The sequence below is a fragment of the Microbacterium soli genome (assembly GCF_039539005.1).
In the GTDB taxonomy this organism is placed as follows: Bacteria; Actinomycetota; Actinomycetes; order Actinomycetales; family Microbacteriaceae; genus Microbacterium; species Microbacterium soli.
On sequence record NZ_BAABCP010000001.1, the window covers coordinates 1,451,541 to 1,471,713 of the forward strand.

A 20,173-nucleotide genomic window follows, 5' to 3' on the forward strand; every position below is an offset into this window, starting at 1 on the left:
CCCCAGGGCTGAGCCTGGGCGATGTGCCACGCGACTCCTCCTAAGATCGACCCAGGAGGACTGGATGGCAGCGACGATGGCAGACGTCGCCCGTATCGCGGGCGTCTCGAAGAAGACCGTCTCGAACTTCTTCAACGGCTACCCGTACATGCGGGACGAGACGCGCCAGCGGATCGAGGCGGCCATCGAGCAGCTGAACTACAAGGTCAACATCTCCGCGCGCAACCTCAGCTCAGGGCGCACGGGGTCGATCGGACTGGCGGTTCCGGAACTGGCTCACCCGTACTTCGCCGAACTGTCGCAGGCCGTCGTGAGCGCGGCACAGCGGCGCGGACTCAATGTGCTGGTCGAGGTCACCGACGGCAAGCGGACACGCGAACTCGACGTGCTGAACGGCACGGGCGGGCGCAGTGTGGACGGGATCATCTTCGAGCCGATCGCACTCTCGCCCGATGACATCCGCGACGCGACGACGGCCATTCCTCTGATCCTGATCGGCGATCGAGTGCATGAGGGGCGCTTCGACTTCGTCGCCGTCGCCAACGAGGCAGGAGCCCATGACGCGACCGCGCACCTGCTCAGTTCGGGGCGCAGACGCATCGTCGCGCTGGGGATGGAGGACTCTGAGGAGCCGACGGCGGCCGCCGGTCGCTATCGCGGGTACCTGCGCGCTCTCGAAGAGGCGGGGGTGCGATGCGACCCACGGCTTCTCGTGGGCCCGATCCCGTGGAATCGGACTGCGGGTGCCGATGCCGTGGCACGGCTCATCGACGAAGGAGTCGAGTTCGATGCCGTGTTCGGACTGAACGATGCACTTGCGCTGGGCGCCATGAGCCAGCTTCAGAGGCGGGGGCTGGGGGTGCCGCAGGATGTCGCGGTCGTGGGATTCGACAACGTCGATGAGGGACGATTCAGCAGTCCGGCACTGACGACGATCGAATCCGGGCGTGAGTGGATCGCGCAGAAGGCAGTCGAACTGCTGGCGCAGCGGCTTGCGAGTCCTGAGGAGAGCATGGGCACCACGCTGCTCATGGCGGGCCACCGGCTGGTCGAACGCGACTCCGTCTGATCCTTCGAGCCGGATGTGAGATTTCTCTTGACATTGCAGTAGTACACCGGTGTAGGTTTGGCGTAGTGCACCGGTGTACTACCGTTCAATGAAGAAGAGGAAGCCCTGTGGAAAGTCAGTCTCGAGTGACCGTCGCCCCCGCCGTCCCCGCATCCCGCACGGCCCGTCGCCCCTTCGATCTGCGCGATGTCCGCCTCGGAGGTCAGCTGCTGGGCGAGTGGCAGAGGCTCAATCGCGAGGCGACCATTCCGCACTGCATCGACCGACTGGAGACGTCCGGCGTGCTGGACAACTTCCGACGCCTCGCAGGTACCAGCACCGCTCCGTTCCGCGGTCCGTTGTTCTCCGACTCCGACATGTTCAAGACGCTGGAGGCCATCGGATGGGAGGCGGTTCGTGGAGACGTCTCGGATTTCATGGGTTTCGTCGACGAGGCCATCGAGCTGATCCGCGCCGTGCAGGAGCCGGATGGGTATGTCAACACATACTTCCAGGGCCCGCGTGCGGGTCGAAGGTTCACTGATCTCGCGCAAGGGCATGAGCTCTACTGCCTCGGACACCTGATCCAGGCCGCCATCGCGTGGGCGTATGCCGGGCGGACGGATCTGATCGACCTCGCTCTTCGGTACGTGGAGCTCGTCCATGAGACTTTCGGAGAAGGCGGCCGCGATGACATCGACGGGCACCCCGAGATCGAGACCGCTCTGGTCGAGCTCGCACGGTTCACCGGCGACCAGCGTCACCGCGAGCTCGCGCGCCGCATGGTCGAGCTGCGAGGCCATCGCACGATCGGAGAGGGCCAGTTCGGCGGCGCCTACTACCAGGATCTGGTGCCGGTGCGAGAGGCGCGCGAGGTGACGGGGCATGCGGTCCGCCAGCTCTACCTTCTGGCCGGTGTCACCGATCTGCAGCTCGACGACCCCGGATCCGGGTACCAGGACGCGCTGGATGCTCTGTGGCGCAGCGAGCACGAGCAGCGGATGTACATCACCGGTGGCGTCGGTTCACGCCATCGGGGTGAGGCGTTCGGCGATGCCTATGAACTTCCCGCCGACCGCGCGTACTCCGAGACGTGCGCCGCCATCGCCAATCTGCACTGGAACTGGCGGATGCTGCTGCTCCATGGCGACTCGCGCTTCGCGGATGAGATGGAGCGCGGCCTCTACAATGCGATCGCGGTGTCCACGGCGATCGACGGACGCTCGTTCTTCTACTCCAATCCACTCCAGCTGCGGACCGGGCACGACCATGAGGAGGACGCTCCGTCTGCGAGACTCGACTGGTACGCCTGCGCCTGCTGTCCGCCCAATCTTGCTCGCCTTCTGGCCAGCATCGGGGGCTACCTTCTGACTCGCTCCGACGACGCGGTGCAGTTCCAGCTCTACGCCGACGGTGAATACGACCTCGGTGAGGGCGTGCGCGCCGCGGTGCGGACGGCATATCCCTGGGACGGGACGATCCGCATCGAACTGTCGGCCCCGTCGACGACCAGGATCGAGCTCCGCATCCCCTCCTGGGCGACGGACGTCGGGCTCACTGTCGACGGAGTCGACCATCCGGTGCCGGGCGTCGGCTATGCCGACGTTCAGCCGGGCGCGCGTGTCATCGAGCTGGCGCTCGGGATGCAGGGCGAGGTTCAAGCCGCGCATCCGTGGGTCGATGCGGTCCGCGGGTCGCTCGCCGTGCGTCGCGGCCCGGTGCTGTACGCGCTGGAGCAAGCCGATCTCCCCGAGGGCGTCGCGGTCGAGGACGTCGTCGTCCCGATCGACCCGAGGATCGAGGACGCCGGCTGGGATGATGAACTCGGTGCGCCCGTGCTCAGCATCCCCGGCTCCGCGCGCCGCTCGAGGAACACCGGGCTGTACTCCGCGACGGCATCGACAGCGCTCGACGACCTCGGCTCGATCACCGTCATCCCCTACTTCCGCTGGGCCAACAGGTCCCGCGGGGCAATGCGCGTCTGGTTGCCCACCAGCTGAGACACCGGACGGCCCGCCGGTCCGCCGGCAACCACCATGAAGAGAGGAAACACGCAATGAGGCGTCACATCACACCCCTCGCCGCCGTTGTCGCGCTCGCGACCGCAGCGGTGGCGCTGTCCGGATGCTCGGGGGGAGGAACCGACGGCGGAAGCGGGAACGGGACTGTCAGCGTCTGGGTTCGCGACTCGCAGTCGGGCTTCATCAACAAGCTCGCCGACGAGTTCAACAAGACCCACCCGGACATCGAAGTCGAGGTCACGATCGTCCCCTCCGCGGACTTCGTGCAGAAGTTCGGCACCGCTGCAGCCGGTGGCAGCGCACCGGACGTCGCCTCGATGGATCTCGTCTACGCGCCGTACTTCGCGTCTGCCGGTGCTCTCACGGACATCAGCGACAAGGTGGACAGCCTGCCCTGGAAGGACGACATGAGTCCCGCGCACGTCTCCCAGGGGCAGTACGACGGCAAGACCTATGCGCTGCCCTTCACCGGCGACGTCTCCGTCATGTACTACAACAAGGATCTCTTCACGAAGGCCGGACTCGATCCGGAGAAGCCGCCGACGACGATGGACGAGGTCCAGGCGGCTGCCGAGAAGATCACGGCACTGGGCGACGGCGTCTACGGGTTCGCCTTCTCGGGAGCCTGCGGCGGCTGCAACATCTTCTCGATGGGGCCGTCCGTCTGGGCGCAGGGAGGGAACGTGCTCTCCGAGGACGGGCAGACGGCTCAATTCGACAGCCCCGAGGTCACCCGGACGCTGACGATGTACCGCGACATGTGGGACAGCGGTGCGATGCCGCAGCTGGTGAAGTCCGACGGCGGCTCCAATGCCGGCGACGCCTTCAAGCAGGGAAAGGTCGGCATCTTCAACTGGGGCGACTTCTACCTGACCTCTCTCACGGACCCCGCCTCAGGGGCCACGTTCGACTGGGGAGTCGCTCTGATCCCGGGTGCGGAATCCGGTCAGACCGCATCCTTCGCCGGTGGCGATGACATCGCCATCCCTTCCGGGGCGAAGAACCCCGAGGGGGCCTGGCAGTTCCTCAAGTGGGTCACCGACGAGAAGGCGCAGTCGATCATGGCCGACAACGGGGTCATGCCGATCCGGCTGGATCTGGCGGACAAGGTGTACACGAACAAGGACCCGCGAAACAAGGTCTTCGCGGAGGCTCTCGCTCAGGGCCACGTGCCCTACAGCGTCGTCGAGAACGAACTGATCAATGACTCGAACGGTGTCTGGTCGACGCTCATTCAGGATGCCGTCTTCGGCTCCGGCTCGGTGCAGGATGCCCAGGCCAAGGCGCAGAAGGACGGTCAAGCGATCCTGGACAAGAACAAGTAGATCCGCACGAGGGGGCGGGGCCGTCGCGCCCGCCCCCTCGACTACCTGGAGCTCGCAATGACCGCACTTCAGCAGGCAGCACCGCCGACTCGGCCCGGCAGGAACAGGATCGGTCGCCGGAGGAGGATGCTCGGACTCGCCTTCAGTCTTCCCGCCTTCGCGCTTCTCGTCCTCTTCTTCATCTGGCCGCTGCTCCGCACCATCTGGATGTCCCTCAGCGACTGGCCTCTGCTGGGAAGCTCGCACTTCACCGGCTTCGACAACTACGTGCAGGCCTTCCAGGATGAGCAGTTCCTGCACGCGGTCGGTTTCACTCTGCTCTACACCGTGGTGATCACTCCGATCCTGCTGATCCTGGCATTCGGGCTGGCCTTTCTGGTGCGCCGTGGAACTCGAGCTGCTCGTGCGTTCCAGACGGTCTACTTCCTGCCCGTCGTCATCGGACTCGCCTCGGGAAGCTACATCTGGCAGTTCATGTGGCAGTCCGATATCGGGCCGACGACGACGCTGCTCGGCAAGTTCGGCATCCTGGATCCGACCAGGAACTTCTTCGCGGAGTTCGGCTCCGCCTTCCTCATCGTCGTCGGGATGGTCACCTGGAAGGTCGTCGGGCTTCAGATGCTCCTCGTGCTGTCGGGAATGCAGGCGATCCCGGAGGAGGTCGATGAAGCGGCCAAGATCGACGGGGCCGGCCAATGGCAGAGCTTCTGGCACATCACCGTGCCGCTGCTGCGCCCGACGCTCGCCCTCGTGCTGGTCTTCTCCGTGGCGGGCTCCCTGCTGGCGTTCGACCAGTTCTACATCATGACCGTCGGCGGGCCGTCCGGATCAACGCTCACGGCGGTCTATGAGATCTATCGCGCCGGCTTCGTGCAGTTCCGTGTCGGCTACGCGTCGGCGCTCTCCATCCTCCTCATGCTCGTGCTCGGCCTCGTCAGCGCCGGGCAGATGCTCCTGCTTCGGAACTCGGACAACTGATGACCAGCACAATGCCGCGACTGACCGCACCTGCTTCGCTCCACCCGTCCGCACGCGCACCGCGGAGGCGGACACCGATACTGCCTCGGGCCGTGTGGTGGGCGATCTCCCTGTGCCTCGCCGTGCTCTTCCTGTACCCGATCGGTGTCATGCTCTCGCAGGTCACCCCCCAGAATCTCGCGAAGATCACGGACTCCAGTCGAGGCATCTCCGTGCTCGAGAGCACCGGGAATTCGCTGATCGTCTCGGTCACGGCGACCGTCGTCACGGTCGCCGTGAGCGTGCTCGCCGGCTACGCCTTCTCGAAGCTGCCCTTCCCCGGAAGCCGCGCCGCCTTCTTCGTGATCCTCGTCACATTCATGGTGCCGTTCCAGGCGATCATCACACCGCTCTACATCGTGCTGCGTGACATCGGACTCCAGAACAACCTGATCGGGGTCGCGCTCGTGTTGGCCACCTTCAATCTCCCGCTCGGCATCTTCCTGATGCGCAACTCGTTCGCCGCTGTGCCCTCCTCGCTGGAGGAGGCGGCGCAGCTGGACGGCGCGTCCGCGCTCAGCGCCATGTGGCGGGTGATGCTCCCCGTCGCCCTTCCCGGTGTCGTGTCGACAGCGCTGCTGACTTTCTTCGCAGCCTGGAACGACTTCTTCGCCGCACTCATCCTGATCACGGATCAGCACCTGTACACGTTGCCGGTGAGCATCGGGATCCTCTCGACGGACAGTCAGTTCGGCGTCAACTTCGGGCTCATGCAGACGGGAGTCACCGTCACGGTGGTCCCCTGCGTGATCGTCTACCTGTTGCTTCAGCGCTACTACGTCGCGGGTCTGATCGGGGGTGCGCTCAAGTGACCTCCGATGACACCCAGCACGGCGAAGAGGATCAGCGCCCGGTACCGGTGTCGCGCGTCATCCTCTCCGACGGATGGACGCTCGTGCCGCTCGCGGGCGACGTCCCCGACCCTGTTCTCGCCTTCGGACCGATTCCCGCCGCGGTTCCGGGAAGTGTTCACACCGACCTGATGGGCGCGGGTCTGATTCCGGATCCGTATCTGGATCGGAATGAGCTGACCCAGGGATGGATCGGGTTGTCGGATTGGTCGTACCGCGTCATCATCCCGTGGACGCCGGACGGATCAGACTTCCAGGAGCTCGTCTTCGAGGGGCTCGACACCGTGAGCGAGATTCGGCTGAACGGCGAGACTCTGGCGACGACGCGAAACATGCATCGCACCTACCGGGTCGATATCACCGGCAGGCTGCATCACGGAGACAATGAACTGACGGTGCGATTCAGCTCGGCGATCCGCGCCGCCGATGCAGCCAGCCTCCAGCTCGGCTATCGCCCGCACGCCAACCACCATCCGTACAACGCGTTGCGGAAGATGGCGTGCAGCTTCGGCTGGGACTGGGGCATCGACACGGCCACGGCCGGCATCTGGCGTCCCGTCAGGCTCGAGACATGGAGCATCGGACGGCTTCGTGAGACGCGGATATCCGCCGACGTCGTCGACGGAGTCCCCACTGCCGATGTCGAACTGCTCCTGGATGCAGCCGGCGGGCGGAGCCTGGAGATCGAGCTGCGCCTGGGCGATGCTCTGGAGCAGATCACCCTGCCCGCCGGTGCGACGAGCATCCGCGCGGTGATTCGGATCCCCGATGCCGCCCTGTGGTATCCCATCGGCCATGGCGATCCGGTCCTGCACGACCTTGAGATCACGGTTCGTGCCGGCGGCGTCGTGATCGACGGCGCTCACCGCCGGATCGGGTTCCGCTCGGTCTCCGTCGTCACCGAAACCGATGCGGCGGGTACGGGATTCCGGCTCGAGGTCAACGGCGAGAGCGTCCTGGTCCGGGGTGCGAACTGGATTCCCGATGATTCCTTTCCTCATCGCGTCGATCGAGCGCGCTATGCCCGGCGCATGGATCAGGCGCAGTTCGCCGGCGTCAATCTTCTCCGAGTGTGGGGTGGTGGCATCTTCGAATCCGATGACTTCTACGCGGAATGCGATGAACGCGGGATTCTCGTATGGCAGGACTTCCTCTTCGCATGCGCCGCGTACGCCGAGGAGGAACCCCTCTGGTCGGAGGTCGAGGCGGAGGCTCGTGACAACGTCGTGCGGCTCGGTGCGCATCCGTCTCTCGTCGTCCTCAACGGAAACAACGAGAATGCGTGGGGCCGACAGGACTGGGGGTGGGAGAAGCGACTCGACGGCCGGACATGGGGAGCAGGGTATTACTACGACCTGCTCCCGCGCACCGTCGCCGAGTTGGCTCCGCAGGTCTGCTACACGCCGGCCAGCCCGTTCAGCCCCGACCCCGGTGCTCCCCAGAACGATGAGGCTCAGGGCACGGTCCATATCTGGGATCTGTGGAACGAGAAGGACTGGCCGCACTATCGTGACCACCGCCCGCGGTTCGTCGCCGAGTTCGGCTGGCAGGGCCCTCCGACCTGGGCGACGCTCACCGAGAGCCTCCACGATGCCCCGCTGACCCCTGAGTCACCGGGCATGCTCGTGCACCAGAAAGCGATCAAGGGCAACGACAAGCTGACCGACGGATTGATCGCTCACTTCCCGCTTCCGAACCGCATGGAGGACTGGCACTGGGCGATGTCCCTGAATCAGGCGATCGCCGTGCGCACGGCAATCGAATGGTTCCGATCGTTGACTCCGCACTGCACGGGCGCGATCGTGTGGCAGCTCAACGACTCCTGGCCGGTGACGTCGTGGTCCGCGATAGACGGCTACGGGCGTGAGAAGCCGCTTCTGCATGCACTCCGTGCGGCGCACCAGGACAGGCTCCTCACGGTTCAGCCCGACGGGGACGATGTCCTGTCCGTCGCGATGGTCAACGATACCGGGGCCCCGTGGACGGGCCGACTCAGAGTCGAACGACATCGCTATGACGGCCATCTTCTCGCTCGGACCGTTCTGGACGTCGAAGTCGCCGCGCGGTCGTCGGAGCACGTGCGTCTGGGGTCCGAGCTGACGACCCCGTTCTCGGCGGCGGGGGAGTTGCTCACGGTCACGTACGCGGGGAGGCGCGCCCACTGGTTCTTCGCGGAGTACCGCGACAGCGACCTCGTCGATCCGGAGCTGAGAACCGTCGCGCATCCGACCCAGGACGGCTGGGTCATCGACGTCACGGCACGCAGACTCGCTCGTGAGGTCACGCTTCTCGTGGATCGCATCGATCCTGATGCGCGCACGGACGCGGCCCTGCTGACTCTGCTTCCGGGGGAGACCGCACGCTTCACCGTCTTCGGTGCTCAGGGCGCGGATCCGGCGGCGTTCTCAGGATCCGACGTCCTTCGGACGGCGAACGACCTCGTGATAGGCGGAACCGGCGGCTCCCCGAAGCGTGGTCGGGGCGAGTCGTCCGGGCGGTAGCCGGCGCGGCCAGAGCGGGTCGTAGCGCTGGGTTCGCCGGGTTCGCGGGTCCTGGACGGTGGCCCACCTGGGTGGGGAGAGCGCCGCGTGGAACTCGCGAGGCACCGGGACGAGGCCCGATCGTTCAGGATGACCGGAGATTCGACATGGAGGGGCTGACGGGAATCGAACCCGCGCTGTCTGCTTGGGAAGCAGAAGTTCTACCATTGAACTACAGCCCCGCACCGAACCTTCCGCGTGATTCCGCGGCTGGATCGACCATGCCACTCTACAGGTTGGATGATGGACGGCCAAACGCCGAAGAGGCGGCGGAGCGGATGCCGAACGCGGGATGCGGCACGGATATCGTCCCCGGGGACCACTTCCTCGCCGTCGTCTCATCCTTGAGGATGACGCGCGCACGGCATCCGCCCCCGTAGCGTCGAAGGCATGATCACCGCAGAGGGCCTGACCAAGAGGTACGGAGACAAGGTCGCCGTCGACGACGTGTCGTTCACCGTGCGTCCGGGAAGCGTGACCGGCTTCCTCGGACCGAACGGGGCTGGCAAATCGACCACGATGCGCCTGATCGTCGGCCTGGACCGTCCCACCGCGGGACGGGTCACGGTCGACGGCACGAGCTACGGCAGACTGGGCGCCCCGCTGAGCCAGGTGGGCGTGCTCCTGGACGCCAAGGCCGTGCACACCGGCCGCTCCGCGCGCAACCACCTGCGCGCCATGGCCGCCACGCACGGCATCCCCGACTCCCGCGTCGACGAGGTCATCGACATCACCGGCATCGGCTCGGTCGCGCGCAAGCGCGCCGGTGGCTTCTCGCTCGGCATGGGGCAGCGTCTCGGCATCGCCGCCGCGCTGCTCGGCGACCCGCACACACTCATCCTCGACGAGCCCGTCAACGGTCTCGACCCCGAGGGCGTGCGCTGGGTGCGCCAGTTCGTCCGGCACGCCGCCGCCGAGGGACGCACCGTCCTGCTCTCCAGTCACCTGATGAGCGAGATGGCGCAGACCGCCGATCACGTGATCGTGCTCGGTCGGGGCAGAGTGCTCGCCGACGCGGCCCTGCCGGACCTCGTCCGGGCCTGGACCACCTCGCGGGTGCACGTGCGCAGTCCGCGCGCCGCCGAACTCGCGGATGCCGTGGCCGGGCGCGACGTCGAGATCGTCGCCTCCGACCCCTTCACCCTCGACGTGACGGGCCTGCCGGCATCGCGCATCGGCGACATCGCCGCCGAACGCGGCATCCCCGTCCATGAGCTGACTCCCACCAGCGGCTCGCTCGAGGACGCCTACCTCGCCCTCACCGGGGAGGCCGTCGAATACCGCACCCGTGCCGTGCCCCAGGAGGGGCGCACTCTGGAAGGAGCACGCGCATGACCGCCGTTCAGACCCGTGCCGCGTACAACACCGCTCCCGCGTACCGGCGGACGTTCCTCCGCCAGCTGCGCAGCGAGCTCATCAAGCTGATGACCGTCCGCAGCACCTGGTGGTCGGTGGGCATCGTCGGCGTGATCACCGTCGGCATCGCCTGGATCGGAGCCACGGCGATCACGATGTCGGCGGGGGACCCGATCATGCTCGTCGTCTCGCCCGTGCAGTTCACGATGATGCTTGCCGGCATCCTCGGCGTGATCGCCGTGACCGGGGAGTACTCCACGGGCATGGTGCGCTCCACCTTCACGGCCAACCCGGTGCGCGGGGCCGTTGTCGCCGCGAAGGCCGTCGTTCTCGCCGCCTTCATGTTCGTCGTGTCGCTGGTCATCTTCGTCGCGGCGGCGGCGGTCATCAGCCCCATCGCCGCTTCGAAGGACATGGCGCTGGCCTGGGCGAACCCCGATGCCGTCATCCTGCCGATCGCGGCGGCGTCCGCCGCCATGGCGCTGTTCGCGCTGCTCGGGGTGGGGCTGGGGTTCCTGCTGCGTTCAGGCGCCGGAGCGATCGCGATCACCGTCGGCATCCTGTTCGTCCTGCCGATCGTGATGACCATCCTGGGGGCGCTGCTGTACGACGTCGAGTGGGTGGCGCGCCTCGCCGACTACCTGCCCGCATCCGCCGCCCCTTCCGCGATCCTGCCGTCCGAGGGCTCCGCGCTCAGCGTGCCCGCGGCATGGGCGACGCTCGCCGCTTGGCCCGCCGCCGCGCTGCTGGGCGGCTGGGCCGTGGTGCGCGGGCGGGACGTGTGACGGTTCCCGTCGCATGCGCGGATCGGCCGTTTCCGGGACCCGGGCGCGGCGCTGTGGAGGGGCGGAAGCACCGTTACGCTGAAGACGTGCTTCTCAGCGACCGCGACATTAAGGCAGAAATCGCATCGGGCCGCATCGGCCTGTCCCCGTTCGACGGCGAGATGGTGCAGCCGTCCAGCGTGGACGTGCGGCTGGACCGGTACTTCCGGCTGTTCGACAACCACAAGTACCCGTTCATCGACCCGTCCGTCGAACAGCCCGAGCTGACCCGGCTCATCGAGGTGGCGCCCGACGAGCCGTTCATCCTCCACCCGGGGGAGTTCGTGCTGGGATCCACCTTCGAGCAGGTGGCGCTTCCCGACGATATCGCCGCGCGCCTGGAGGGGAAGTCGTCGTTGGGGCGGCTGGGGCTGATCACCCACTCGACGGCCGGGTTCGTCGATCCGGGCTTCACCGGGCACGTCACCCTCGAGCTCGCCAACGTCGCGACCCTGCCGATCAAGCTGTGGCCGGGCATGAAGATCGGCCAATTCTGCTTCTTCCGACTGACCTCGCCGACCGAGAACGCCTACGGCACCGGCCCCTACGGCAACCGCTATCAGGGCCAGCGCGGCCCGACCGCATCCCGCTCCTATCTCAACTTCCACCGCACGGATGTCGGTGGCAGCGCTGCGGGCGCGATCGGGGGCTGACAGGGCCGACCCCGCCCGCCGCGCAGGCGCCCCGCCGTCCGGGTTCCGCATGAACGATGCCGAGCCACCATGCGAGCGCCGAGCCACCACGCAAGATGAGGACATCCGCATGGTGGCTCGGGGATTCGATGGTGGCTCGGCGGGGTGTGGGGCGCGGCGCGGGCGCGGGGTCAGGCGTGCGTGTGGATGTGGATGTGGGTGGCGTGGCCGTGACGACGTCCGGCGCCGTGCTGGTGGGCGCCGCGCCGGTGGGCGGTGTGCGGGCGGCCGCCACCGGGGCGGGGGAGCCTGCGTCCCTCGGTCCACCCGAACTCGCGGGCGACCTTCTCGAGCGAGGCGGTCATGGCCTCGTACTCCTCGGGAGTGAGGGCGTCGGAGACGCGGGAGCGGATCTCGTCGACGGCCGTGCGCAGACGCTGCACGGCGAGCTCGCCGGCTTCGGTGAGGGTCCAGCCCTCCTTCGTGCGTGCGATCCAGCCGTGCTCGAAGAGCCGGTGCAGTCGGCGCGGCTTGAGGGGCCGGTCGGTGGATCCGGGCCGCGAGGCGAGGCCGCCGATGCGGTTCAGCATCCGCCAGTCGCGACGGGTGATGCCCTCGTCGGCGAAGACCGTGGCGAACTCGGCGCGCATCAGGCGGTCCGCCGCTGTGATCCAGTAGCCGAAGGGGTGGGTGTTCATGTCCGTGGTGTTCATGGATGTTCCTTACATGTCATTGTGCATATACATGCAGTATGACATGGAAATGAAGTGCATGTCAAATCACATGTAAAGTCGTGTGCATGACCGCCGACTCCGCCGACCCCGTCGATGTCATCGCGTCCGCGCTCTCACGACTGCGGGGGAGTCGGCGTCGCGCGCACGAGCACGGCCCTCACGAGCACGGCCCTCACGAGGGCAGCCGACACGGCAGTCGTCCGGGCGACGGGCGACGAGCCTGGGGTGCCGACGGCGGGATGCGGCACGGCGCTCCCGCGGTGATCCGCATGGTGGAGGCTCTGGCCTCGGCATCCGTTCCGCTCAGCGTCAGCGGGCTGGCCGAGGCGATCGGCGTCGACCAGCCGCGCGCCTCCCGACTCGTGCAGCAGGGCGTCGATCGCGGGTGGGTGCGCCGCGAGGCCGACCCGGACGACGCGCGGCGCACGCGCATCGCGCTGACGGATGACGGGTCACGCCTGCTGCGCGGCGTGCGCGGTCGGCGTCGAGAGGCGCTGGGGCGCGCCCTGGAGGCCTTCACCGACGAGGAGAGCGCCGAGCTCGCGCGGCTGCTCACCAAGCTCGCCGACAACTGGGAGGCGTGATCAGACCCCGACGTCCTTCGGGAAGCGGACGAGCAGCAGCAGGACCAGGCCGATCGCCAGCACCAGGCCGATGCCCAGCACGCCGTAGATGATCCCGCCGAACCAGGCGAGGAACAGCGACCATGCCAGCGGTGAGAGGAACGAGGCGACCCGCCCCGTCGTCGCGTACAGGCCGAAGATCTCGCCCTGCTGGCTCGGCGGGGTCAGGCGTGTGAGCAGACTGCGGCTGGCGGCCTGCGTCGGCCCCACGAACGCGCACAGCAGCAGACCGCAGATCCAGAACACGATCGTGCCGAGGTCCTTCAGGAGGAAGACGGCGAAGGCCATCACGACCAGGCCGACGAGCGCGACCACGATGAGTCGGCGGGGACCGATCGCATCGTCCAGGCGCCCGGCGAGCAGTGTCGAGACCCCCGCGACGAGGTTGGCGGCGAGCCCGAAGACGATCACCTCGATGAACGAGAAGCCGAAGCCCTGCGCGGCCAGCACCGCGCCGAACGCGAAGACGCCCGCCAGGCCGTCACGGTAGACGGCGGCGGCGAGCATGAACCAGAACGTCGGGCGGTTGGTGCGGAACAGCGCCGCGATGTTCTTCGCCAGCACGACGTAGGACCGGAGGAAGCCCACCCGCTGCGAGGTGTCGTAGGCCGGCGACTCCGGCACGTTGCGGAACATCGGGATGGCGAAGACGATCGTCCACACGCCGCAGATGACGGCGACGAGCTTGAACGAGAGCGGCTCATCCTGGCCGACCAGGAACAGCACAGGGATGCAGGCGATGAGCGCCACGACGCCGCCGAGGTAGCCCATGCCCCAGCCGAGCCCCGACACGCGTCCGACGTTCTTCGGCGTCGACACCTCGGAGAGCATCGCGTAGTAGCTGACGTTGCCGATCTCGTTGACGACCGAGCCGATGGCGACGGCGAAGGCGCCGAACCAGAAGTGCTTCGGGTCGGCGTCGACGAAGAACAGCGCGAACTGGAACAGCGCGACGGCGATGGTCGACCCGACGACCCACTTCTTCTTGCTGCCGCGGGCGTCAGCCTGCTGGCCGAGCACCGGCGCCAGGATGAGGATGAGGATGCCCGCGGCGAAGTTCGCCCAGCCCCACCACTCCGACAGGTCGGTGAGCCCCTGGCAGTAGTCCGATGCCATGAACTCGTCGCTGTTGCAGTTCATGTACGACCCGTCGGCGAGCAGACCCGACTCGCGCACCTGGGGATCGAGGAACATCCGCGAGGTGAGGTACAGCGCGATCCACACGAAGGTGAGGATGACGGTGTTGAAGGGCTGCAGCGCCCAGTCCCACATCGCCCACGAGATCACCCGCTTCCGGGGCGGCTCCGGCCCATCGCCGCCGCCGTGGCCGAAGGCGGTCAGTGCGGCCGTGGTGATCGGTGTGTCGGGCACGGATGCCGACTGCTCATCGCTCATGCTCGCAGTCTGGCGGGGACAGGTGAACGGGTGGTGATGGCGCGCCGCGGGCGGGATTGTGCGGATGCCGTCGCTGCTGCGGCCGTCATGTCCGCTGCAGTGTGCGCGCGTAGTCCTCCTTCAGCACGGCCAGGTGCAGCCAGCTCTCCGTCGCGGTGACGCCGGGCAGGCGGCGGATGTGCTCGAGCGTGTCGTGGAGGGTGCCGGTGGAGGGCTCCACGAGGGTGGCGATCGCGTCGAAGCGGCCCAGCGTGCGCGCGGCGAAGTCGATGCCGCGGTGCGCGCGCAGCGCGTCGAGGACCGCGTCGTCGTCACCGCTGAGAGTCATCCCGACGCCCATCGAGAGCTGCCGATGCTCGAGACCCCTGGCCTCGACGGTGCTGATGGTGATCACCCCGGCATCGAGCAGCTTCTGAAGGCGGGTGGACACGGCGCTGGCCGACAGGCGCACGGACTCCCCGAGGGCCCGGAGCGTCATCCGTCCGTCCTGCTGGAGCAGCTCGATGATCGCCGTGTCGATCTCGTCGGGGCGCAGCTGCCCGCGGTATGCGGAGACGAAGAAGCCCTTCAGCACGGACGTGTAGATGAGGGTGTTGATGTCGCGGATCTCGGGGAGGGTCCGGATGCGACCGAGCAGATCATGCAGCTCCGCGACGGTCCCCACCCGCACCTCGATCACCATGTCGTACCGACCGCCCACCGCCGAGACGAGTACGGTCTCCGGCATCGCACCCAGGCGGGCGGCGACCCGATCGACCGCCCCGTCGATGCGCAGTGAGACGTGGGCGAGCACATGCTGGCCCAGCAGCGCCGGGTCGACGGCGGCGACGACCCGGACGGTCCGCTCGCTCAGCATCTCCCGCAGACGCCGGGCGACGACGGCGCGCGGCCGGCCGACGCGGACCGCGAGGGAGCGGATGCTGGCGCGGCCGTCCTCCTGGAGCGCACGGATCAGTTCTGCGTCGAAATCCATGTGTTCTCCTTCACCGCGGACTTTCCCGATTCGGTGTCGTGTGCGTGCAGGATCTCATGAGATTCCCTCCGACAACTGATGTTCCAATGCCTTTCTGTCGCATTATCACATCAGAACAGCGGTTTGGAGCCTTCAGAGCCGGTGATGTGCGCATGGAGGAGCGAGTAGCATCCTGGCTGCACACCTTCCCCGCCGCAAAGGAGCGGACATGACCACCATCCAGAGCCGAGCGCGCCGCGCCGGCATCGCCGCCTTCGTCGGCACCATGATCGAGTGGTACGACTTCTACGTCTACGCCACCGCCGCCGCCCTCGTCTTCGGGCCGTTGTTCTTCCCCAGCGATGATCCACTGGCCGAGACCGCCGCCGCGTTCGCCACCTTCGCCGTGGCGTTCCTCGTGCGACCGCTGGGCGGCATCATCTTCGGCCACATCGGCGACAAGCTCGGCCGGCGGGTGTCGTTGGTGATCACCCTGCTCATGATGGGTGTCGCGACGGTGCTCGTGGGCTGTCTGCCCACCTACGCCGACATCGGGTTCCTCGCCCCGATCCTGCTCATCGCGCTGCGGGCGCTGCAGGGGCTCGCCGTCGGAGGCGAATGGGGCGGCGCCGTGCTGATGAGCGTCGAGCACGCCCCGGCGGGCAAGAAGACCTTCTACGGCGGGTTCACACAGCTGGGCAACCCGGCCGGCGCGCTGCTGGCATCCGGCATCTTCGCCGCCATGTCGCGCGGCGGTGACGACTTCATCAAGAACGGCGGATGGCGCATCCCGTTCATCCTCTCCATCGTGCTGATCGCCGTCGGGCTGTGGGTGCGGTACCGCGTCGAGGAGACTCCGGTCTTCGAGGGCAAGGTGGAGGGCCGCAAGCAGTCGATGCCCCTCGCCTTCGCCCTGCGCGCCAACTGGTGGCCGATCCTGCTGGGCATCGGGCTGCTGCCCATCTCCACCGGCGGCTACTACCTGGCCACCACCTATGCGACCGCCTACGCGGTCGGCGCACCGGTCGGGCTGGACGAGCAGTTGATCCTGGATGCCATGACGATCGCCTCCCTCGTCGAATTCCTCGTGACCCTGCCGGTGGCATGGCTGGGCGACAAGTGGGGCCGCAAGAACATCATGTACATCGGGCTGGTCACATCGGTGCTGGTGTTCGCGCCGTTCCTGCTGGTGATGCCGAGCAAGGTCGAACCGCTGATCTTCCTCCTCGCCTCCCTCGTGCGCGTCACCATGAGCGCGACCTACGCGCCGATCGCGGCGATCCTCGCGCAGATGTTCCGCCCGCAGGCGCGATACACCTCCATCGCCCTGTCCTACGGCGTCGGCGCGGCGATCTGGGCGGGCCTCTCCCCGTGGTTCGCCACGCAGCTGGTGGCCTGGACGGGAAGCGTGTGGTCGGTGATCGCGATGTTCACCGGCATGGCCATCCTCGCCGCCATCTGCACACGGCTGGCCCCGCAGCACTCCGATGAGGCGCCCGTGACGGCATCGTTCGCGGCACGCACCGACACGACGGCCACCCCGCTGCCATGAGGAAGCTCTCCGCCTTCGACGGGTCCGTGCAGGCCGCGCCCCGCGTCCTCACCGCACGTCTCATCCGCACGGTGGACGCCGCCGGCAGCACCGCGACGGCCATGCTCACCGACCACGGCAGGATCCTCGCCCTGGGCACTCCCGCCCACTGCGAGGAGGTCGCTCAGGCGGCAGGGCTGCACGCAGAGCGCGTCGACCTCGGCGACGCGGTCGTCGTGCCGGGGTTCGTCGACCCGCACGCGCATCCGCTCATGTACGGGCAGATGATGACGTGGGTCGACTGCGGCCCGGAGAAGGCGCAGAGCATCCCGGAGATCATCGTGCTGCTGAAGCAGGCCGCGGCGGCCCTGCCCGCTGACCGTCCGGTGCGCGGGTACGGCTATGAGCACCGCAACCTCGCCGAACGGCGGCACCCCACCCGGTTCGAGCTCGACGAGGTCGCCACGGACCGCGAGGTGTACCTGATGAACGCCTCCGGCCACGGCGGGGTCGTCAACTCGTACACGCTCGAGGTCAACGGCGTGGACCGCACCACGCCCGACCCGCCCGGCGGCGAGTTCTTCCGCGACGCCGACGGCGAACTCACCGGCGAGCTGTCGGATGCGGCGTGCAACATCCTCACGGGCGTGCACGGCGTGAAGATCGGCCACCACGGCCCGAACTTCCACCTCGGCGATGAACCGGAGGAGCACCTGCGTCAGCTGGACGCCGCCACCGAGCGGTTCCTCGCCGGAGGGGTGACGACCATCGGCGACGCGCAGGTGTCGCGCCGCGAGTTCGACATGTACCTGCGCCTGGCCGAAGCGGGCCGTCTCGACGTGCGCGTGTCGATGTACCTGCTGTCCCACCTGCTCGACGAGGCCCTCGAGATGGGGCTGGTCGGGCAGTTCGGCAACGCGCACCTCAGCTTCGCGGGCATCAAGCTGTACGCCGACGGGACCCTCGGCGGCTGGACGGCCTACTTCCCGGACGGATACGTGGGGGACCCGTGCCGCACCGGCCAGCTTTACCATGAGCCCGCCGAGTACGCCGAGCTCATCCGTCGCGCGCACGCCGCGGGACTGCAGACCGCCACGCACGCGCAGTCGCCGACGGCGATCGAGATGGTGGTGTCGGCGATCGAGGCCGCGCAGGCCGAGCGCCCCGACGCCGACGCCCGGCATCGCATCGAGCACTGCGGCCTGCCCACGCCCGAGCAGATCACGCGGATGGCCGCCGCCGGCATCCGCCCGGTGAACCAGACTCAGCACTACTTCAACTGGGGCGAGGGCGTCGAGCAGGCCATCGGCACGCCCGGCGAGCGCTTCAACCCGCTCGGCGAGTTCCAGACGGCGGGCGTCCCCATCACGCTGTCGTCCGACGCACCGGTCGCCGAGCCGATCCCGCTCGAGGCCATCCGGACCGCGGTGACCCGGGTCACCCGGCGCGGGCACCGGCTCGGCCCGGACGGCCTGCGCATCCCCGCGGATGCCGCGCTGCGCGCGCACACCTACGAGGGCGCCGTCTCGCTCGGCCGTGAGGACGACCTCGGCTCGCTGGAGGTCGGCAAGTACGCCGACTTCGCCGTGCTGTCGGACGACCCGCTGACCGTGGCCGCCGAGGAGATCTCCGCGATCGTCGTGCGGGAGACGTGGATCGACGGGGAGCGCAGGTACGCGCGCGGCGCGCGCGAGCAGAGGAGGGCATCATGAGCGACGAGTACGCCGACACCGCTGGACGGGCCGTGCTGGAGACCATTCGCGGCTACGGTGTGACGACCGTGTTCGGCATCCCCGGCACTCACAACCTCGAGCTGTATCGACCGCTGTCGGAGCTCGGCATCCGCGCCGTCACGAACAGGCACGAGCAGGGCGCGGGATACGGCGCCGACGGATGGGCGCAGCAGACCGGCCTGCCCGGCGTCGTGATCACCACCTCCGGACCCGGGCTGCAGAACGCGATGAGCGCCATCGGCACGGCCTTCTGCGAGTCCCGCCCGCTCATCGTGCTCTCCCCGGGCGTGCCGCTGGGCGCCGAGTTCCAGGACGTGGGCACCCTGCACGAGACGAAGGACTCCACCGCGATGGCCGGGGCGATCGCCCAGTGGTCGCGGCGCGTGTCATCCGCGGCGGAGGCCGTGGAGGCCGTGCACGACGCCTTCGAGCTGTTCCGCACCGGCCGCCCTCGTCCGGTGCACATCGAGATCCCCCTCGACATACTTGAGTCTCCCGCCGCCGTGCCCGCCGAAGCCCGGCGTGCTCGTCCCGCACCTGCCCCCGCCGCGGGTGAGGCCACGGCCGTCGCCGAGGCCGCGCGGCTGCTCGCCGCCGCTCGCAATCCCGTCATCGTCGCCGGCGGCGGAGCCACCCGCGCCGCGACGGAGCTCGCCGAGGTGGCCGAGCGTCTCGGGGCGCCGGTGCTGACCACGCTCAACGGCAAGGGGACGCTCAGCGAACGGCATCCGCTCTCCCTCGGTGCGAACCTGCGCCTCGCGGCGGCCCGCACCGTCGCCGAGAGCGCCGACGTGCTGCTCGTGGTCGGCTCCAAGCTCGGCGAGGCCGAGCTGTGGGCTCCGCGGCTGGAGGCTCGCGGCGCCGTGATCCGGGTCGACGTCTCCGCCGCACAGTTGCACAAGAACCTCGACGCGACCGTGGGGATCACCGGCGACGCGACCGCGGTGCTCGCCGGCATCCGGGACGCCCTGTCCGCAGGCTCGGCGCCCGCGCCCGACCTCGCACCGGTGCGCGCCGCGATCGCGGACGAGATCTCCGGCATCGCCCCGCACCTCGCCACCCTCGCCGAGCGCATCGCGGAGGGCCTCCCCGACGACGCGATCGTCGCCGGGGACTCCTCGCAGATCATCTACCTCGCGCTGGCCAACGTGTTGCGCCAGGGGCGCCCGCATTCGCTGCTGTACACGCCGACCTACGCCACACTCGGCTACGGGCTGCCCGCCGGCATCGGCGCCGCCGTCGCGCAGACCGAGCGGCCCGTCGTGACCGTCACCGGCGACGGCGCCCTGATGTTCTGCATGAACGAGCTGCTCACCGCCGTCGAGCAGCGGCTGGACCTGACCGTGGTGTGCGTCGACAACGGCGGGTACGCCGAGATCAGACAGAACGAGCTCGACCGCGGGATCGCCCCCATCGGGGTCGATCTCGTGCAGCCCGACTGGGTCGCGCTCGCCGCGGCGTTGGGCGCCGGAGCCCGCAGCGTGGATGCCGTCGGCGACGTCGCCGACGCGCTCCGATCCGCCGTCGCATCCGGCGGTGTGCAGTTCGTTCACGTGCGACAGACCGCGCACGCACAGGAGAGGTGACAGAG

At 68.3% G+C, this 20,173-nt stretch carries 16 protein-coding genes and 1 tRNA gene; 13 read left to right on the forward strand and 4 right to left on the reverse strand.

Annotated features, from left to right (window positions below):
• The first annotated feature begins 64 nt into the window (after nucleotides 1-64).
• From ABD770_RS06790 to ABD770_RS06815, 6 genes are all read left to right on the forward strand, one after another.
• Nucleotides 65-1,069 carry a LacI family DNA-binding transcriptional regulator gene (locus tag ABD770_RS06790; protein WP_344818767.1) on the forward strand — a complete coding sequence of 335 codons (1,005 nt, stop codon included), beginning with the start codon at nucleotides 65-67 and terminating at the stop codon, nucleotides 1,067-1,069.
• Between the two features lie 107 nt (nucleotides 1,070-1,176).
• Nucleotides 1,177-3,048, forward strand: a complete 1,872-nt coding sequence (locus tag ABD770_RS06795; protein WP_344818768.1) for a glycoside hydrolase family 127 protein — start codon at nucleotides 1,177-1,179, stop codon at nucleotides 3,046-3,048.
• A 56-nt stretch (nucleotides 3,049-3,104) separates the two neighbouring features.
• Entirely contained in the window at nucleotides 3,105-4,394 is a 1,290-nt protein-coding gene (locus ABD770_RS06800) for an ABC transporter substrate-binding protein (protein WP_344818769.1), read from the forward strand.
• Between the two features lie 57 nt (nucleotides 4,395-4,451).
• The gene (locus ABD770_RS06805; protein WP_344818770.1) at nucleotides 4,452-5,372 is read left to right on the forward strand and encodes a carbohydrate ABC transporter permease; all 921 of its coding nucleotides are present in this window, start codon (nucleotides 4,452-4,454) and stop codon (nucleotides 5,370-5,372) included.
• 92 nt (nucleotides 5,373-5,464) lie between these two features.
• Nucleotides 5,465-6,223 carry a carbohydrate ABC transporter permease gene (locus ABD770_RS06810; RefSeq protein WP_344818771.1) on the forward strand — a complete coding sequence of 253 codons (759 nt, stop codon included), beginning with the start codon at nucleotides 5,465-5,467 and terminating at the stop codon, nucleotides 6,221-6,223.
• Nucleotides 6,220-8,763: a glycoside hydrolase family 2 protein gene (locus ABD770_RS06815; RefSeq protein WP_344818772.1), complete on the forward strand. Its 2,544-nt coding sequence runs from the start codon at nucleotides 6,220-6,222 to the stop codon at nucleotides 8,761-8,763. Before ABD770_RS06810 ends, ABD770_RS06815 begins: the two co-directional genes overlap by 4 nt.
• Nucleotides 8,764-8,910: 147 nt before the next feature.
• Here the strand turns inward: ABD770_RS06815 and ABD770_RS06820 are convergent.
• Nucleotides 8,911-8,984 (reverse strand) — tRNA-Gly (locus tag ABD770_RS06820).
• Nucleotides 8,985-9,192: 208 nt separating this feature from the next.
• Here ABD770_RS06820 and ABD770_RS06825 point away from each other — a divergent pair.
• The 3 genes from ABD770_RS06825 (at nucleotide 9,193) to dcd (ending at nucleotide 11,635) form a co-directional block, all read left to right on the forward strand.
• Nucleotides 9,193-10,137, forward strand: coding sequence for an ABC transporter ATP-binding protein (locus ABD770_RS06825; RefSeq protein WP_344818773.1), 945 nt, complete (start codon nucleotides 9,193-9,195; stop codon nucleotides 10,135-10,137).
• On the forward strand, nucleotides 10,134-10,943 hold the full coding sequence (locus ABD770_RS06830; RefSeq protein ID WP_344818774.1) for an ABC transporter permease: 810 nt from the start codon (nucleotides 10,134-10,136) through the stop codon (nucleotides 10,941-10,943). The genes ABD770_RS06825 and ABD770_RS06830 overlap by 4 nt, the downstream gene beginning before the upstream one ends.
• An 86-nt stretch (nucleotides 10,944-11,029) precedes the next feature.
• Nucleotides 11,030-11,635 (forward strand): dCTP deaminase, encoded by a 606-nt coding sequence (dcd, locus tag ABD770_RS06835; RefSeq protein WP_344818775.1) that lies wholly within the window; start codon nucleotides 11,030-11,032, stop codon nucleotides 11,633-11,635.
• A gap of 170 nt (nucleotides 11,636-11,805) precedes the next feature.
• Here dcd and ABD770_RS06840 read toward each other — a convergent pair whose 3' ends face one another.
• Nucleotides 11,806-12,327 (reverse strand): MarR family winged helix-turn-helix transcriptional regulator, encoded by a 522-nt coding sequence (locus ABD770_RS06840; RefSeq protein ID WP_344818776.1) that lies wholly within the window; start codon nucleotides 12,325-12,327, stop codon nucleotides 11,806-11,808.
• A gap of 86 nt (nucleotides 12,328-12,413) precedes the next feature.
• Between ABD770_RS06840 and ABD770_RS06845 the strand changes: the two genes are divergently transcribed.
• Nucleotides 12,414-12,932: a MarR family winged helix-turn-helix transcriptional regulator gene (locus ABD770_RS06845; RefSeq protein WP_344818777.1), complete on the forward strand. Its 519-nt coding sequence runs from the start codon at nucleotides 12,414-12,416 to the stop codon at nucleotides 12,930-12,932.
• Here the strand turns inward: ABD770_RS06845 and ABD770_RS06850 are convergent, their stop codons facing one another.
• On the reverse strand, nucleotides 12,933-14,366 hold the full coding sequence (locus tag ABD770_RS06850) for an MFS transporter (RefSeq protein ID WP_344818778.1): 1,434 nt from the start codon (nucleotides 14,364-14,366) through the stop codon (nucleotides 12,933-12,935). It lies immediately after the preceding gene.
• A gap of 85 nt (nucleotides 14,367-14,451) precedes the next feature.
• Nucleotides 14,452-15,339 carry an Lrp/AsnC family transcriptional regulator gene (locus ABD770_RS06855; RefSeq protein WP_344818779.1) on the reverse strand — a complete coding sequence of 296 codons (888 nt, stop codon included), beginning with the start codon at nucleotides 15,337-15,339 and terminating at the stop codon, nucleotides 14,452-14,454.
• Nucleotides 15,340-15,547: 208 nt separating this feature from the next.
• On the opposite strand from ABD770_RS06855, the gene ABD770_RS06860 reads away from it, so the two are divergent.
• Genes ABD770_RS06860 through ABD770_RS06870 form a run of 3 tightly spaced genes read left to right on the forward strand, consistent with a single transcriptional unit; the run spans nucleotide 15,548 to nucleotide 20,168 of the window.
• Complete coding sequence (locus ABD770_RS06860) at nucleotides 15,548-16,870, forward strand: MFS transporter (RefSeq protein ID WP_344818780.1); 1,323 nt, start codon at nucleotides 15,548-15,550, stop codon at nucleotides 16,868-16,870.
• Nucleotides 16,867-18,561: an amidohydrolase gene (locus ABD770_RS06865; protein WP_344818781.1), complete on the forward strand. Its 1,695-nt coding sequence runs from the start codon at nucleotides 16,867-16,869 to the stop codon at nucleotides 18,559-18,561. The genes ABD770_RS06860 and ABD770_RS06865 overlap by 4 nt, the downstream gene beginning before the upstream one ends.
• Nucleotides 18,558-20,168, forward strand: coding sequence for a thiamine pyrophosphate-binding protein (locus ABD770_RS06870; protein WP_344818782.1), 1,611 nt, complete (start codon nucleotides 18,558-18,560; stop codon nucleotides 20,166-20,168). Before ABD770_RS06865 ends, ABD770_RS06870 begins: the two co-directional genes overlap by 4 nt.
• The last annotated feature ends 5 nt before the right edge of the window (nucleotides 20,169-20,173 follow it).